A 17,783-nucleotide genomic window follows, 5' to 3' on the forward strand; every position below is an offset into this window, starting at 1 on the left:
AACGAAGAAATTAAATTTAAATACATTTTTTAAGTGTTATTTATGATTTTTTCTTTGATTTTGAGAGAAGGAAGTTAAAGAGATATTTTATTAAAATATTGATATAAAATACAAATTTTAATTTTAATTAATAACATTAAAAATATGTGTAATATTAATATTTATCTTTCCATGTTGTTAAATAGGGTGTAATAACTATTTAACAGATTGAGATGGTGTTGATTTTGTTTATCAACATATTTTTAGTGTTTAATTTGTAGCTCTAAGTTTGACTAAGAACTTGACATTTGCTGAGTTTGTGGCTGCTTTGGGGCTGTATTTTTGTATTTATCTGCTTGAGAGCAGTAATTCGGAGAAAACGGTGAGCGATCCGTATCTGACACACTTGAAACAGCTGGAAGCTGAGAGCATTCATATTATTCGAGAGGTCGCGGCAGAGTTCCGTAACCCTGTGATGCTCTATTCCATTGGTAAAGATTCTGCCGTTATGTTGCATCTGGCACGTAAGGCTTTTTACCCTTCAAAACCTCCTTTTCCTCTGATGCATGTTGATACGACATGGAAGTTCAAGGAAATGATTGCTTTCCGTGACAAGATAGCTGCGGAATATGGGTTTGATCTCATCGTACATACTAATGAAGATGGACGTGAAAAGGGAATGAACCCCTTTGATCATGGTTCAGCGCTTTATACGGACGTGATGAAAACCGAGGCTTTGAAACAAGCGCTGGAGAAATACAAGTTTGATGCTGCTTTTGGGGGCGCGCGGCGGGACGAAGAAAAATCCCGTGCTAAAGAACGCGTATTCTCTTTCCGATCAGAAAATCATCGTTGGGATCCGAAAAATCAACGTCCCGAGCTATGGAATGTGTACAACGCCCGTGTAAAACCGGGTGAGAGCATTCGTGCCTTCCCGATATCTAACTGGACCGAGCTGGATATCTGGCAATATATCTATCGTGAAAATATTCCGATTGTCCCGCTTTATTATTCTGCGGAACGTCCGGTTGTTGAGCGCGACGGCGCTTTGATTATGGTCGATGATGATCGCATGCCGTTGAAGCCGGGTGAAACGCCAGAGATGAAATCTGTCCGTTTTAGAACGCTTGGGTGTTATCCGCTTACAGGCGCGGTTGAATCAGAAGCTGCGACACTGCCGGACATCATTCAGGAAATGTTGCTGACAACAACTTCAGAACGCCAGGGACGTGTCATTGATCACGATCAGGCGGGTTCAATGGAAAAGAAAAAGCAGGAGGGCTACTTCTAATGGCCCACAAAGATACCCTTATTTCCGAAGACATTCTGGCCTATCTTAAAGCGCAGGAAGAAAAAAGCCTGTTGAGGTTTATTACCTGTGGCTCTGTGGATGATGGAAAATCAACCCTTATTGGTCGATTGCTTTATGATTCAAAGCTTATTTTTGAAGATCAGCTAACCGCACTGGAAAGTGATAGCAAAAAAGTAGGCACCACGGGCGAAGATATCGATCTGGCCCTGTTGGTTGATGGCCTTCAGGCTGAGCGAGAGCAAGGCATTACCATCGACGTCGCCTATCGCTTTTTCTCGACGGATAAACGCAAATTTATCGTCGCTGATACGCCGGGTCACGAACAGTATACCCGGAACATGGCAACGGGCGCATCAGGGGCAGAGCTTGCGCTCATTCTTGTTGATGCGCGCAAAGGTGTTCTGACCCAAACCCGACGTCACAGTTATATCGTATCTCAACTTGGCATTAAAAATGTTGTTCTGGTGGTCAACAAGATGGACTTGGTTGACTATTCCCAGGACAGATACAACGAGGTAGTTGAAGAGTATCTGTCCTTTGCTGACAAGCTGGATATTCCAAATATTATCACTGCGCCGATCTCTGCACTTAAAGGTGAAAATGTTATCGAACCAAGTGCTGAGATGGACTGGTACAAAGGTCCAACTTTGCTTGGTCACCTTGAGACTGTTGATGTTACAACGGATATAACCGAGACAGCTTTCCGGATGCCTGTTCAGTGGGTAAACCGTCCTAATCTTGATTTCCGGGGTTTTAGCGGAACGATTTCATCCGGGCGTATAAAGCCGGGGGATGATATTGCCGTTTCTCCGTCGGGTAAAACATCGAAAATTGATCGTATTGTTACCTTTGATGGTGATCTGGAAGAAGCGATTGCCGGGCAAGCTGTGACAATCACCTTGAAGGATGAGATTGATATTAGCCGCGGCGACATTCTCTCCAAAGCAGATGAAGTGCCGGAATTAAGTGATCAGTTAAAGGCGCATATTTTGTGGATGCAAGAAGATGCCTTGTTGCCGGGTCGTCCGTACCTTTTAAAAACGGCAGCAACCACAGTGCCTGTGGTGATTTCGGATCTTCATCACAAGGTAAATGTGAATACACTGGAAGAACAAGCTGGTAAAACACTGGAATTAAATGAGGTCGGTGTCTGTAATCTGGCTCTTGATCGGGCCATTCCATTCGATGCCTATAAAGAAAACCGGGAAACAGGTTCTTTCATTCTGATTGACCGCTACACCAACTCAACGGTCGGTGCGGGTATGATTGACTTTGGGTTGCGCCGTGCAAGTAATATTGTTTGGCAAGAGCTGGATGTTAACAAAGGTAATCGAGCAGAGCAGAAGGGGCAAAAGCCCTGTGTTCTATGGTTTACCGGTTTATCTGGCGCGGGTAAGTCAACTGTCGCCAACCTGGTTGAGAAAAAGCTCTTTGCTGAAGGTCGGCATACCTACACGCTGGATGGTGACAATGTTCGTCATGGCTTAAACAAGGATCTTGGCTTTACAGATGCAGACCGTGTTGAAAACATTCGTCGTGTTTCAGAAACTGCAAGTTTGTTTGTCGATGCCGGGTTGATTGTTCTCGTGTCTTTCATTTCGCCTTTCAGAAGTGAACGTCGTATGGCGCGTGAACTGATGGGTGAAAGCGAGTTTCTCGAAGTCTTTGTGGATACACCACTGGAAGTTTGTGAAGAGCGGGATCCAAAAGGGCTTTATAAGAAAGCCCGCGCCGGAGACATCAAAAACTTCACCGGAATTGATTCTGCTTATGAAGCGCCTGTGAATGCCGAGATTGTTTTGGCTGGAGGAAGTGCTGAACCGGAAGTTTTGGCTGATCGGGTCATTGCCCAGCTCAAAGAGCGCGGATTTGTATAAAGCAAACCGTGTTTGTTAACAGGAAAAAGGGGCTGGTGATTATACCAGCCCCTTTTTTACGCCTTAATTTTACGCGAAAGTAAGTAATATTAATACTACCTTAGCCCGTATTATGGTTTACTTGATGGTGTGAGGATTCAGAGGTGATAACTCTTGATCTCAGAATTGTGATTTTCAACTGGGGATGACCGTACACAGATAATTACTATAAAGCTGCATTCTAATATCATAAGGGTATTGAGAGAAACGGCTTAGGTGGGGAGATGGATACAGAACTGGACCTCGACTTTAAACCAACATACGACTGGTGTGTGAAGGCTTTTTCTTTGGTCAAAAAGCGCCTGGGCATCAACATCTGCTTGCATGATGATTACGATAAATTTGCCGAAGGTGATATTTATCTTTTCAATCATTTTGCCCGGTTCGAAACCATTATTCCTCAATATCTTATTCATGAAGAAACAGGCCAGTATTGTCGGTGTGTCGCGGCGGGTGAGTTGTTTGAAGGCAATGAGTCCTTTGCCAGCTTTTTATACGGCGTTGGTGCTGTACCCCATAATCATCCGGGATTACTTCCGTTCCTGGCTGCCGAAATTCTGCGAGGCCGCAAAGTCATCATTTTTCCCGAAGGGGGAATGGTTAAAGACAGGCACGTTGTTGGTCCATCAGGCGAATATAGTATTTTTTCGCCAACTGCGAAGATCAGACGTAAGCACCATACTGGGGCCGCTGTTCTTGCGTTGACGGTGGAGTTATTCAAACAACGTGTTTTATCTGTTTTCGAAGCCAAGGAATATGCCCGCCTTGAACGGTGGGCAAAGGCGCTGGAAATGGAAACAACAGAAGAACTTTTGGCTGTTGCTAGTAAGCCAACCGAGATTATCCCGGCAAATATCACCTTTTATCCGATCAGGGCGAGCGATAACATTTTAAGTCGAAGCGCGGAATTCTTCAGCAAGGGCAGCAATCCGAGGCTCGTTGAAGAAGTCCTGATCGAAGCGAATATGATTCTTAAGGATTGCGATATGGATATCCGTGTCAGCAAACCACTGGATGTGACACATGTATGGAAATGGTGGGAAAAACGCCTTCTTTCCAGAGTATTTAGTCAAATCAACTCGCTTGATGATTTTTTCAAATTATCCCATGCGCCGGATACATTGAACGAAAAGATATTCAAGCTGTGTAGCTCTCGCGGAACCAATCGCCTGCGTGATTACTATATGGATGCGATCTATACCGGGGTTACGGTTAATCTCTATCATTTGGCATCTTCTTTAATTCGATATCTTGTTTTGAAAAAAGAACCACGAATTTTAAAGGGAAACTTTCATAAGGCACTCTATCTCGCCATTAAATCCTGTCAGAAAAAAGAAGATGTTCACCTGCACCGTAGCCTGACAAAGCCGGAAAATTATTGGAACTTGGGTAGCGGGCAGATCTGTGAGTCATTGAAGAAGTATATGTCTGCCGTAGGCTGTGCTGAACATATCAGACAAGATGAAGATTATTATCACTTTGATGAAACAGTTATTGAGATAACAAGCTTTAATACAGTGCGCCTTGAGAACTTGATACGTGTCTATGCCAATGAAGTTATGCCGATAAAAGAAGCTGTTATCAGTGTTGAGGAAGCGTATGAAACGTTATTGGATGTTGAGCGGGATACATTAGCATATCACCTTCTGGATGATGAGTATGTATCGCTCGAATGTGACCGCAAGACCTATACAAAACCGCATCATGTGGAAATTAATGCTAAGGAAATGGCTTGCGCCCCGGCTGAGCCTTATCTGATTGTACCGGAAAATTGCCGTAATACTGGCGTGCTTATCGTTCACGGTCTTTTGGCCTCACCTGCGGAACTTTATGAATTCGGACGGGAAATATCCGAACTTGGCTATGCTGTCATGGGGGTTCGTTTGAAGGGGCATGGTACATCCCCTTGGGATTTGAGGGATCGACATTGGCAGGATTGGATGAGTTCCATTGCACGAGGGCGTCAAATTTTATCTGCTTTTGTGGATGACATCAGTTTAGTTGGCTTTGCAACTGGTGGCACCCTGTCGTTACTTGAAGCGGCTAATAACCCGGAAGGTATATCATCGGTTTCCGCCGTTTCTGTCCCTTGGCAGTTTAAGACTAGTAATCTGTTGTTTGCGCATTTGGCACATGGTTTGGAAAAGTTGACAAGCTGGGTTCCGGCGATCGAAGAAAAGGGGGTTTTCAAAGAACATCCTGCCGAAAATCCAGAAATAAATTATCATAGTGTCCCTGTGCGAACGACATATGAACTTTACCAACTGCATGAGCAACTCCGAGAAAACCTTCCGCATGTTTCCTGCCCGGTGAAACTTTTCCAGGGGATGGAAGATCCGATTGTAGATGCCAAGGGGATTAATAAAGTTTTCGATTTGATCGGTACTCAGGATAAAGAGCTGATTATGGTCGAATCAAAGCGGCATGGAATTCTGCACGAGAACATTGGTAACTGCCGTCAGGGTATTCGTGGTTTCTTGGAAAGTATTGACCAACAAGCGGCAGAACGTCAGGAGATTGCGCAAGAAAAACGCTTAGAAGCGCATCTGCAGGAACAACGAGGTGTCAGGTCATGAGCAGAAAGGGTAAAAAAGCATCTCATATCGGTACTTACCCCGAGGCTTCTTTAGCACGGGATGATGCCGTTCAATCTGATAACCAGTCTCTTTACCAAAACCTGGAACAGGTTGTCGCGCGGTTCCCTGATCGTTCTTGTGTCGAGTTTCTTGGCCGGAGCTACAGTTACGCTGATATTTTTGATCAGATACAGTCTGTTGCTGCTGGCTTGCAAAGACAAGGTGTTGGTAAGGGGGATTGTGTGGTCTTGTTCTTGCCGAACTGTCCTTATTTTGTGATCTGTTACTACGCGCTTTTAAAAATTGGGGCAGTCGTTGTTAATTCAAACCCCTTGTACGCGCCTGAAGAGTTGGAATATCAGTTGAATGACTGTGGCGCGAAGCTTTTGATTACACTGGATGTTAAAGAACTTTGCGAGAAAGTTGAAAAACAGTTTTCCCAAACGCCGCTGGAAAAGGTCGTTATCTGTAGGCTAGCACAGGCAATGCCGATGCTTAAGGGGACGCTATTTTCTTTATTACAGTTTCATAAGATATCGCATCCCTCGGGGCCAGAGTTCATAGAATTTACGGATCTGGCTGAAAGTACAGACGGCGCTTACCCCGTGGATGTCTCACGTAAAGATAAAGCGGTATTACAATATACTGGCGGGACCACAGGTAAGCCCAAAGGGGCGATTTTGAGTCATGGGAATGTTATTGCCAATACATCACAGGTTGTTGCCTGGTTTTCAGATGCTGTTCCGGGCGAAGAACGTATTCTTGGTGTTTTACCGATGTTCCATGTTTTTGCCATGACGACGGTCTTGAACATGGGGGTTGCTCTTGGCGCAGAATTAATTCTGCTTCCCCGCTTTAAATTGGGACAGATGCTGAAGACAATTGATCGATTAAAACCGACGCTAATGATGGGGGTGCCAACCCTTTATGGTGCGGTCAATAATTCACCTATTGTCGGGCGGTATGACCTTTCTTCGATTAAGTACTGTATTTCTGGTGGGGCGCCTTTGCCCTTGGATACCAAAATACAATTTGAAACCTTTACCGGGTGTACTCTTGTTGAAGGCTATGGATTGAGTGAGGCCTCGCCTGTTTGTGCCTGTAATCCTGTTGGTGGACAGAACAAAGAAGGATCTATCGGGCTTCCTCTGCCAGAAACCTGTTTTGAAATTAGAGATATCGAAGCGCCCCATGCGTTGCTTGATATTGGCGAAATGGGTGAACTTTGTGTTTCGGGGCCTCAAGTTATGCAGGGCTATTGGAATAACGATGAAGCAACTGGTCGTGCGATCAAGGGAGGCTATCTTCATACCGGGGATGTAGGTTATATGGATGACGAAGGTTATGTTTTCCTTCTGGACCGTCTTAAAGACTTGATTATATGCAATGGATACAATGTTTACCCCCGAAATATTGAGGAGGCGATCAATCGTCATCCGTCTGTAGAAGAAGTCACGGTCATTGGTATTGCAGAGGCCGAACACGGCGAAATTCCAAAAGCATTTATCAAGCTGAGAGAAGGTGCAAGTATAGAAAGTGAAGAGCTTTTAGAGTTCCTGAAAGAGTACTTATCCCCAATGGAAATGCCGAGAGAAATTGAATTTAGGTCTGAACTGCCAAAAACCATGATTGGCAAACTTTCCAAGAAAGAGTTACGGGAAGAAACGTCTTCGATGTGATGGTTTAGGGAGAAGAGTAAAAAAGATTGAAATACAGAGCATAGGTTCTGAGAACAACAGAGGTAAGAAGATGGTCGATATTGTTATTGCAGGCTACGCACGCTCCCCCTTTCATTTTGCGAACAAAGGAGCTTTGGCAAAAGTGCGACCTGATGATCTTGTCGCACAAGTCATTAAAGGATTGGTGCACAAAACCGGGATTGAAGGCAAAGCCATTGAGGCCGTTTTCATGGGGTGTGCTTTTCCCGAAGGCGAACAGGGATTAAACGTCGCCCGGCTGGCTGTGTTCTTGGCTGATTTACCGCAATCCGTGGGCGGTGCTACGGTCAATCATTTCTGTGGTTCATCCATGCAGGCCATTCACATGGCAGCGGGCGCGATTTCAATGGGTGCCGGGGATGCTTATGTTTGTGCAGGTATCGAATCAATGACACGGGTGCCGATGATGGGCTTCAATCCCTTGTTGAATCCGGCGCTCGCAAAAGAGTATCCCCCGGCCTATGTTTCCATGGGGGAAACGGCAGAAAATGTTGCTGATAAATATACTATTAGTCGTAAGGATCAGGATCAGTTTTCTCTTAACAGTCATCTGAAGGCGGCTGAAGCGCAGGGCAAGGGAAACTTCAGGGATGAAATCATTCCCATAAAAACCGATGCTGGCGATATGGTCGATCAGGATGGTTGTATTCGAGGGAACAGTACGATTGAAGGATTGGCCGGACTTTCGCCTGCTTTCAAAGAAGAGGGCAATGTAACGGCCGGATCTTCATCTCCGCTTACTGATGGGGCAACGGCAGTTATTGTTTGTACGGCTGATTTTGCAAAAGCGCAGGAACTGGATGTGCTTGCCAAAATTCGCAGTATTGCGGTTGCAGGCTGTGCGCCAGAAATAATGGGTATTGGTCCTGTTGCGGCGACAAACAAGGCAATTGCGCGCGCAGGCATTACACTTTCTGACCTGGACGTTATTGAACTCAACGAAGCTTTTGCCAGTCAGGCACTGGCCTGTATGGCTGATTTGAATCTGGACGAGAGTAAAATCAATCTGGATGGTGGTGCGATTGCCATCGGACATCCCTTGGGGGCAACCGGAGCCCGTATTACAGGTAAAGCAGCCCAGTTGTTAAAGCGGGAAAAGGGCAAGTTCGCCCTAGCCACTCAGTGTATTGGCGGCGGTCAAGGAATAGCGACTGTTCTGGAGGCTGTTGGATGAAGGGGATAAATAAAGTTGCTGTTATTGGCGCAGGTGTTATGGGGGCAGGCATTGCAGCGCAGATTGCGAATGCTGGCGTACCTGTTCTTCTTTTCGATCGCCCGGCAGAAAAAAAATCTGTGGATAAAGCAGAGCGTAATCAGATAGCTACAGATGCCATTGGTAAGCTGATCAAAAGTAATCCGGCTGCTTTGATGAGTAAAAGGAATGCAAAACGCATTACCCCTGCGAATACAGAAGATGATCTGGGACTTTTAACGGACTGTGACTGGATTATTGAGGCGATTATTGAAGACGTCGAGATTAAACAGGCACTCTATAAGAAAATCGACAAATTTCGCAAGAAGGATGCAGTTGTTTCGTCGAACACTTCTACCCTTTGCCGTGAACAGCTTGTTGCTGGCTTACCTGAAAGCTTCAAGCGCGACTTTCTGATCACTCACTTTTTTAACCCGCCCCGTTATATGCGTTTGCTTGAACTTGTCTCGGGTCCTGAAGTTTCCGAAGAACAGTGCAAACTTATTGAAAGGTTCTGTGATCACAGCCTGGGTAAGGGAGTGGTTCAATGTAAAGATACACCGGGTTTTCTTGCTAATCGTATCGGTATTTTTTGGCTGCAATGCGCCGTTGTCGAAGCCATGCAGCAGAATATTTCCATAGAGGTTGCAGATGCTGTGATCGGGCGTCCTTTTAGTATTCCCAAAACAGGTGTTTTTGCGCTACTGGATATGGTCGGGTTGGATCTTATGCCCCATGTCCTTTCCTCAATGTCAGAAAGCTTGCCACCCGAAGATCCTTTTCATGAAATCTATCAGGAACCGGAACTGATCAAGACCCTTATTGCCGATGGCTATACCGGACGTAAAGGCAAGGGAGGTTTTTACCGTCTCAGGCCCGATAGCTCAGACAAGATAAAAGAGGCGATTGATTTAAACACAGGCAACTATGCGAAAGCGAAACGTCCATCGGTTGCTATTGTTAAAAAGGCCGGGCGCAAGAACCCGCGCAAGGTTTTGGAAGATGACAGCGCTGCCGGGCGCTACGCCTGGTCTGTTATGTCAAAAACTTTGGCCTATGCAGCATCATTAGTGCCAAGTGTTTCCGATGACATTGAAGCCATCGATGAGGCTATGCGGTTGGGGTACAACTGGAAATATGGCCCCTTTGAGCTGTTGGACCAAATCGGAGCGGAATGGTTCTGTACGAAGTTGCAGTCTGAAAAGGTAGATGTCCCAACCGTTTTAAGAAGTGTTGGAAAGGGTAAGTTTTATCGTAAATCCAAGGGCTTTAGAGAGGTCTTCGGGTATGAAGGACAGTATTTAAAGCGTTCTCCCAATGCCGGGGTTCTCAGGCTTGATGATATTAAAGCCAGATCAAAACCTGTCATGCGTAACCCGTCTGCATCCCTATGGGATCTGGATGATGATGTTTTGTGTCTGGAATTTCATAGCAAAATGAATTCTCTCAATCTTTGGACCTTGTCCATGATGGATCGCGCCAGAGAGAAAATTGAAAACAGTGAATACAAAGCACTGGTTGTTTATAACGATGGAACCAATTTTTCTGTTGGGGCTAATATTGGTTTAATGTCTGTTGCGGCAAGGCTTTGGGCCTATCCCTTTATTGATTACATGGTCCGCCGCGGTCAGGAAACTTACAAAGCATTGAAGTTTGCACCTTTTCCCGTTGTTTCAGCGCCTTCGGGGATGGCCTTGGGTGGGGCCTGTGAACTGCTGTTACACAGTGATGCTGTGCAGGCGCATGCAGAAACCTATACGGGACTGGTAGAGGTTGGTGTTGGCATTATCCCGGGATGGGGCGGGTGTAAGGAAATGATGTGCCGCTGGTCTTTGGCATCCGATACACCGCGCGGGCCAATGCCGGCTGTGTCGAAAGTCTTTGAGTTGATCGGGTTGGCACAGGTTGCCAAATCAGCAGAAGAAGCGCGGGATATGAAAATCATTCGGGCGGATGACAGGATTACGATGAACCGTGATCGTGTTCTTGCAGACGCCAAAGAGCGAGCACTTGAGTTGGTTGCAGGATATCATGCGCCAACAGCGGTTGAAATAACGCTACCGGGTGAAAGTGGTAAAGTTGCTTTGGATCTGGCCGTGGAGGGCTTCCGAAAATCAGGAAAAGCCACACCGCATGATGTCGTTGTTTCGGCTGCACTTTCAACGATCCTGAGTGGTGGTGATACGGATATGACAGGCAAAGTCAGTGAAGACAGGCTGTTACAGTTAGAGCGGGAGGCGTTTCATACCCTGTGCCGCCACCCTGATACGATTGAGCGTGTACATCATATGCTCAAGACCGGTAAGCCTTTGAGGAATTAGGTATCGTTCGTAAACTTGGCCAAAGTTTTGAAATTACAAAATAAGAAGAGGTCTCCGTTATGATTATCCTTTTCACGTTCATACTTGCGATCATTGTTTTCGCGACATTGTTGTATCGCGGGCAAGGGTTTTGGGGATGGGTGCTGGCTCTTCTTGTGCTCATAGCTGGCGGAGACCTTGCCGGGATGCCAGTTGTCATGACAGGATGGGCAATCATCTTTACGGCTGTTCTTTCTGGCTTGTTTGGCGTTCATGCCATCAGGCAACCTTTTGTAACTGCTGCGTTGATGAAAATTGTCAAACGTAGCCTGCCAAAGATCAGTGAAACAGAACAGACTGCATTGGACGCCGGTACAGTGTGGTGGGACGCTGAAATATTCAGTGGGCGACCTGATTGGGATAAGCTCGAAGAATTTAATGTTTCCGGACTAACAAAAGAAGAGCAGGCGTTCTTAGATGGCCAGGTAGAAGAAATTTGCCGGGAAACGGATGACTGGAAAATTGCTCAGGATCGTGATCTTCCCGAAGAGCTATGGCAAAAACTAAGAGATATGAAGTTTTTCGGGATGATCATTCCCAAAAAATACGGGGGGCTGGGGTTTTCTGCACAGGCGCATTCTGCTGTGGTTTTGAAGCTCTCATCCCGTTCTCTGCCTTTGTCGGTTATTGTGATGGTGCCGAATTCTTTGGGGCCTGCTGAGCTGTTACTCCATTACGGAACGGAAGAACAAAAAGATCATTACCTTCCTCGTTTGGCTTCGGGGGAAGAAATGCCGTGTTTTGCTTTAACGGAACCCAAAGCAGGGAGCGATGCAGCCTCTATTCAAAGTCATGGTGTGATTTGTGAAGAGAAGATAAAGGGCAAGAAGGTTCTGGGCATTCGTCTTAACTGGCGCAAGCGCTATATTACATTGGCCCCTGTTGCAACGGTTATTGGTCTGGCGTTCAAGCTGAGCGACCCCGATGGTTTGTTAGGCAATAAAGAAGATCTTGGAATAACTTGCGCCTTGATCCCGCGGGATACAAAGGGCATGTCAATTGGTCGACGCCATGACCCGATGGGTATTCCTTTTCCAAATGGTCCTATTGAGGGCAAGGATGTTTTCATTCCAATCAGCTATGTTATCGGTGGTGAAGAAGGTGTTGGTCAGGGCTGGCGTATGCTGATGGAATCACTTGCTGCTGGTAGGTCCGTTTCTCTGCCGTCTCTGTCGTTGGGGGCTGCACAATTGGCAACCCGTGTGACTGGGGCTTATTCCTCTGTCCGTCGACAGTTCGGATTGCCAATTGGTAAGTTTGAAGGGGTTGCTGAACGACTGGCCCGAATTGGTGGTTTGACCTATGGGATGGATGCTGCGCGTCAATTAACCTGTGCCGCTGTTGACGCGGGTGAGCGCCCGTCAGTGTTATCGGGAATAGCCAAGGCTTATTTAACAGAAAACATGCGGACGGTTTTTCTTGATGCCATGGATATATTGGGCGGTGCCGCCATTTGCCGAGGCCCTAAAAATCTTCTGAGTCGAGCCTATGATGGGTTACCAATTGCCATTACGGTTGAAGGGGCAAATATCCTGACTCGTTCCATGATTATCTTTGGACAGGGATCCATTCGTGGTCATCCCTTTGTCCCAAAAGAGCTGGAAGCGGTTGCTAAAAACAGTCTCAAAGATTTTGATGATGCTTTTTGGGGGCATATCAATTTTACAGTTTGTAATGCGGCCAGAGCTGGCATTGACGGTTTGACAGCCGGGCGTTTTCTTAAGGTTAAGGGCACGGCAAAAGCGCGCCGCCACAAACAGTTGATTACTCGTTATTCATCGGCTTTTGTCTTGGTGGCGGATGTTTCCATGTTGCTTCTGGGCAGCAGTTTGAAACGACGAGAAACTCTCAGTGGGCGCCTGGCGGATGCTTTATCTTGGCTTTATCTAGCGACAGCAGCAGTAAAGCGCTTTGAAGATGAAGGCAGTACCAAAGAAGACGAACTTTATCTGGACTGGTTCTGTGCCCATGCCTATCAGGAAATTGAGCAGGCATTGCTGACAATAACGCACAACTATCCGGTAAAATTTGTCGGAACGATGCTGCGGTTATGCCTGTTCCTGCTTGGACGAAAAGCCCATGGTCCAACAGATATGCAAAACATAGCACTGGCTAATCGGATGATGGGTGATCTCGGTGGGCGCGAAAAACTCTCCAGTGATATTTCTGTCTCGGATAACCCTGATGATGCCATGGGTGCTTTGGAAGAAGCCTATCGTAAAATACAGGCGGTTATCCCGTTGGAGGCTCGTATCCGCACATCACGGAAAACAGGTGTTTTGAGGGGTGTCGCGCGTGAAGACCTTTATCACGTTGCTTTGCAAAAAGGTGTTGTTGATGAAGAAGAATTTCAGCAGGTGATGGCAGCGCAAAGTCTGGCAGATGCCGTCGTAGAAGTGGATGACTATAGCCAGGCCGCCTACAAACGGCTAAAGGGGTAACAGTTGTATCAGGTAGATGAGATTAAAGAAACGGGTTGTAAGTACAGGTAAATTATAGCACTTATCAGCCTCGGAATAATAAGCTAATTTAATTAGGTGATGAGTAGCTCTCGCATCTTAATATCTAGGGATGGCTTTTATTGCTATCCGATTGATGTTGATCAATAGAGATTGAATACACCTTGCACTATATAAGCTGTCGTATGAAGGAAATATCATCCGAGTTCTTCAATGACTTTGGGTGCTTTAGCTGAGTTTGTTAAAATAAAACTCGACATAGAAGAAAGATCGCTGGGGGAAAGTATGGAACGATATGAACTTGTTGTTATCGGAAGTGGGCCATCAGGGCGGCGTGCCGCTGTTCAGGCTGCGAAATGGAACAAACGAGTTCTTGTTATCGAGAAAAGCCCTGCCATCGGCGGAGTCTCTGTCCATACGGGGACGTTGCCAAGTAAAACGTTGCGAGAAACCGTTCTGAACTTGTCAGGTTGGCGTGAGCGTACTTTCTATGGTCGTTCCTATCGTGTGAAAGATAACATTACCGCGGGTGACCTGCTGGAACGTTTACATATGACGTTGCAGCACGAGGTGGATAATCTGGAACACCAGTTTGTACGCAACAAGGTTGATTGGATACAGGGGCTTGCGCATTTTGTCGATCCGAACACGCTTGAAATTGTTGATGACGATGGCGAGATAACATCTGTTCATGGCGATAAAATTCTGATTGCTACCGGAACGCAACCACACAGGCCGGATTATATTCCCTTTGATGGGGAGACGATCATTGATAGTGATGAAATCATTGATTTAAAAACATTACCAAGGTCGCTTGCCGTGATTGGCGCCGGGGTTATCGGTATTGAGTACGCCACCATTTTCAGTGCATTGGATGTCGCGGTAACGGTTATTGAACCGCGGGAAACAATGCTCGATTTTATTGATCGTGAACTTATTGCAGAATTTACGCATCTGCTCAGACAACAGAATGTTACGTTCCGTTTTGGCCAAGGGGTTGAAGCGATTGATAAGGTCGAAGGTGGGGGTAACATGATTACGCTTGAGAATAAGCGTATCGTTAAAGCCGATATGGTTCTCTTTTCTGCCGGGCGAATGGGTGCGACAGATAAGTTAAGCTTGGATAAAGCCGGTATTAAAGCCGACCATCGCAACCGAATTCAAGTGAATGAAAATTTCCAGACTGAGGTTGATCACATCTATGCGGCGGGGGATGTTATTGGCTTCCCAAGTCTGGCTTCGACTTCGATGGAGCAAGGACGTATTGTTGCCTGCCACGCCTTTGAGCAAGATGCTTATGATGCGCCAGAGTATTTCCCTTATGGTATTTATTCTGTCCCGGAAATGTCGACGGTTGGTATGTCAGAGGAAGAAGTACAACAGCGCGGTATTCCATATGAATGCGGTGTTTGTCATTTCCATGAAACGGCACGGGGGCAAATCATGGGCCTTAGTCATGGTATGATGAAAATGATTTTCTCGCTTAAAACCCGTCGTCTTCTAGGGGTTCATATTGTTGGGGAAGGGGCGACAGAGCTTATTCATATCGGGCAGGCCGTTCTCAATCTAAAGGGAACATTGGAATATTTTGTTGAAAACACATTCAATTATCCAACGCTTGCCGAGGCCTATAAAGTCGCAGCCTTGGATGCCTGGAACAGAATGCCGTCTGAATAGCCCTCAATAGGGCGTGATCACGGTCAATTTTGCTATAGCTGATCGTGGATAGGTATAACTCATTTATGTTTTGGGTTTTATCTCTATTTTTATTTGTGGTTTGTGATGCACAGGGAAGTTTACTGATCTGGCAATAAAGCAGAGTTTATTTGCTTCATGATGAAGCTGAATGGCTTTTTCTTTATCTGAACCTTCGGTGATTGTGGCAATCGGATTAAGTGTTGCCGCAGAGAATTGCCCGCCCCCATCTGAGTTCATGGTCATTATTGCTGCTGATGTATCTTGATAATCGACCACAACGATTTTACTAATCGAACAGAGATGCAAATACCACAGCATGTGACAGGATGAAATCGACGCAAGTAAAAGGTCTTCCGGGTTATGTCGCGTCGGATCTCCACGAAAAGCAGGATCAGAAGAACCCGACAACGTGGTTTTGCCTTCGATTATAATATCATAGTTGCGGTCATAAGCTTTGTAGTTACTTGTTCCACTTCCCTTGTTTCCTGTCCAGGAAAGGTGCGTTTTGTATTGGTGCTCTTGGCTCATCGGCGTGATCCTGTCGCAGATTGTTCATTCAGGTAGAAGCATACGAAATTAATTTCATAAATAAAAATGTTTGTTTTTGGTCTTAATTAATACAAAAATGAATAGATGAGCGATTGGGATGATTATCGATATTTTCAGGCCGTGATTAAATGCGGTGGGCTTTCTGCCGCTGCGCGAGAGCTAGAGGTGAGCCAGCCAACGGTTGGTCGACGCATTACAGCTATGGAAGAGCGGCTTGGGCAACAGCTTTTGGAACGCGATGGCAAGTATGTTCGGCCAACGGCTTATGGACTTCTACTTGCCAAGCGAATTACGCCTCTTGTTGAAACGGCTTTTCGTCTCGAAAGAGAATTGGAGAGTTTTGGGCGGCGCGATTATCCTCCGGTACGTTTGACAGCAACCGAGGGGCTGGCAACCTATTGGCTGCCGAAGGTTATTGCTCAACTTCATGAGCGGGAGCCGGATCTGAAGGTTTTACTGACGCCCGGGAACCAAGTGGAAGACATACATCGGGGCGATGCTGATATTGCGTTCAGAATTGGTGGACGAAAAGAAACAGAACTTGTTGAGAAACAGATATTTGCTTTGAAAAATGGATTGTGGGCATCTGAAAAATATCTGGAGACTTATGGAATGCCTCGCTCTAAGGCGGACCTTGGCCTGCATAAGCTTGTTGCCTTTAACGAGGCTTATATGTCGATGCCCTCTATGGAAAGTTTTGCATCACGGGAGGTTTCCCGGAATATTGTCTTTCGATCGGATAATGTACCTGTTCAGGCGCAGGCCGTACTAGCCGGGATCGGGGTAGGTATTTTGCCAAGCTATATCGCAATCCCTCTGGGGCTTTGTCGTATCCAGTGGCAAGATTCAATACCTGAAACTCAGGTTTCAATGCTGTGTCATCCTGAGGCACTGAAAAATTCCCATGTTAACTTCCTCTGGCATAGATTCTTACAGGACGGAGCTGGTTTGATGGCTTCACTGCAAACTTAGGGTGCCATCGCGACATTCTAATCGTGGCACCCTAAGAGTTACTGCTGGTGAGTTTGATATCACACTTTCTGTTTTTGAGAAATTATCGTGATGATAATTCCGATGGCTATTATACCAGCTCCGCCCCATGTAAAGAGGCTGTAGCGCTCGCCTAAAATAACGGTAGCGGTTATGAGGCCTACTGCGGCGGCAACATACCCAATTTGGCTGAGAAGAACAGGTCCACCCTTTTGTTGCAATCTAAAGAAAACCGGAAAAGTCAGACCTGCAACAACGGCTTGAGTTACAGCGATCCATGGGATTACTGCCAGTTCTGAAATGGGGATTGTTCCCGTTGTGGAAAGAAGCAAGCCAATGAACACAACTATTGCAAAACTATGGCTCCAGAATGCGAGACTATCGGGCAAGGCATCTTCCGGCCAGTCAATCGTTCTATAGATATTTCCACAAGCCAATGTCAGGGGGATCAAGATTGCTGCGATAATCCAGATAAGGTCTGGTGCCTCGGCTGAACCTGCCCGGGTGATACTGACCACGACGGCACCAATTAGGCCAATAGCGATGCCAACTAATCCCAGAACATTGGGTGTTTTTAACCTGAATAAAGTCGCAAGTGCTAGGGTGAACACAGGGGAGAGTGCAAACATTAACCCTGTATAGCCGGCTCCGGCATGGGGGATAACGCTAAAAAGCAAAAGGTTTGGAATCACAAAAGAAATAAGAGCAGATAAAATCGCATATCGTAGGGTTTTTCCTCTGGGGAGAATAAGCTGTTTCCGAAAGAGCAAACTTGGCAAAATCAGGCTACAAACCCCGAATGATACAAGAAGAGACCAGATCATCGGCGAAACGTTTGCTTCACCAGCAATCTTTCCCAAGGGAAAGTTGAAACCGATTAAAGTACCGGTGATCAGGAGAAGGCTGGTTGGGTTTTTCAGTATACGGGCACCCTTAACATTCTTGTCGTTAGTATTCTTACTTTGGCCATTGTGTGTGGTTGATAGACTCATTTGTTTTCTCCTGAATACTAGATCAGTCTTCATTTAACCTAA

General features: G+C 46.0%; 11 protein-coding genes. 9 read left to right on the forward strand and 2 right to left on the reverse strand.

The genetic code is table 11. The features are described 5' to 3' along the window. The first annotated feature begins 361 nt into the window (after window positions 1-361). The 8 genes from cysD (at window position 362) to sthA (ending at window position 15,189) form a co-directional block, all read left to right on the forward strand. Complete coding sequence (gene cysD, locus WH96_RS11820) at window positions 362-1,270, forward strand: sulfate adenylyltransferase subunit CysD (RefSeq protein WP_047764554.1); 909 nt, start codon at window positions 362-364, stop codon at window positions 1,268-1,270. After that, window positions 1,270-3,168: a sulfate adenylyltransferase subunit CysN gene (gene cysN, locus WH96_RS11825; RefSeq protein ID WP_047764387.1), complete on the forward strand. Its 1,899-nt coding sequence runs from the start codon at window positions 1,270-1,272 to the stop codon at window positions 3,166-3,168. Before cysD ends, cysN begins: the two co-directional genes overlap by 1 nt. A gap of 263 nt (window positions 3,169-3,431) precedes the next feature. Next, the gene (locus WH96_RS11830) at window positions 3,432-5,783 is read left to right on the forward strand and encodes a serine aminopeptidase domain-containing protein (RefSeq protein ID WP_053005872.1); all 2,352 of its coding nucleotides are present in this window, start codon (window positions 3,432-3,434) and stop codon (window positions 5,781-5,783) included. Next, entirely contained in the window at window positions 5,780-7,462 is a 1,683-nt protein-coding gene (locus WH96_RS11835; RefSeq protein WP_047764388.1) for a long-chain-fatty-acid--CoA ligase, read from the forward strand. Before WH96_RS11830 ends, WH96_RS11835 begins: the two co-directional genes overlap by 4 nt. A gap of 70 nt (window positions 7,463-7,532) precedes the next feature. Continuing rightward, complete coding sequence (locus WH96_RS11840) at window positions 7,533-8,675, forward strand: thiolase family protein (protein ID WP_047764389.1); 1,143 nt, start codon at window positions 7,533-7,535, stop codon at window positions 8,673-8,675. After that, window positions 8,672-11,014 carry a 3-hydroxyacyl-CoA dehydrogenase/enoyl-CoA hydratase family protein gene (locus WH96_RS11845; protein ID WP_047764390.1) on the forward strand — a complete coding sequence of 781 codons (2,343 nt, stop codon included), beginning with the start codon at window positions 8,672-8,674 and terminating at the stop codon, window positions 11,012-11,014. The genes WH96_RS11840 and WH96_RS11845 overlap by 4 nt, the downstream gene beginning before the upstream one ends. Window positions 11,015-11,073: 59 nt before the next feature. After that, window positions 11,074-13,494, forward strand: a complete 2,421-nt coding sequence (locus WH96_RS11850; protein ID WP_082130453.1) for an acyl-CoA dehydrogenase — start codon at window positions 11,074-11,076, stop codon at window positions 13,492-13,494. A gap of 231 nt (window positions 13,495-13,725) precedes the next feature. Beyond that, a complete protein-coding gene (gene sthA / locus WH96_RS11855) occupies window positions 13,726-15,189 on the forward strand; it encodes a Si-specific NAD(P)(+) transhydrogenase (protein WP_342667235.1) in 1,464 nt (487 codons plus the stop codon). Window positions 15,190-15,252: 63 nt separating this feature from the next. Here the strand turns inward: sthA and WH96_RS11860 are convergent, their stop codons facing one another. Next, window positions 15,253-15,738 (reverse strand): OsmC family protein, encoded by a 486-nt coding sequence (locus WH96_RS11860; RefSeq protein ID WP_047764391.1) that lies wholly within the window; start codon window positions 15,736-15,738, stop codon window positions 15,253-15,255. A 105-nt stretch (window positions 15,739-15,843) separates the two neighbouring features. Between WH96_RS11860 and WH96_RS11865 the strand changes: the two genes are divergently transcribed. After that, a complete protein-coding gene (locus WH96_RS11865; RefSeq protein ID WP_053005873.1) occupies window positions 15,844-16,731 on the forward strand; it encodes a LysR family transcriptional regulator in 888 nt (295 codons plus the stop codon). 59 nt (window positions 16,732-16,790) lie between these two features. On the opposite strand, the gene WH96_RS11870 is transcribed toward WH96_RS11865, so the two are convergent. Continuing rightward, window positions 16,791-17,741, reverse strand: a complete 951-nt coding sequence (locus tag WH96_RS11870) for a DMT family transporter (RefSeq protein WP_082130454.1) — start codon at window positions 17,739-17,741, stop codon at window positions 16,791-16,793. Window positions 17,742-17,783 lie beyond the last annotated feature (42 nt).

The organism is Kiloniella spongiae (assembly GCF_001026905.1).
Taxonomy (GTDB): Bacteria; Pseudomonadota; Alphaproteobacteria; order Kiloniellales; family Kiloniellaceae; genus Kiloniella; species Kiloniella spongiae.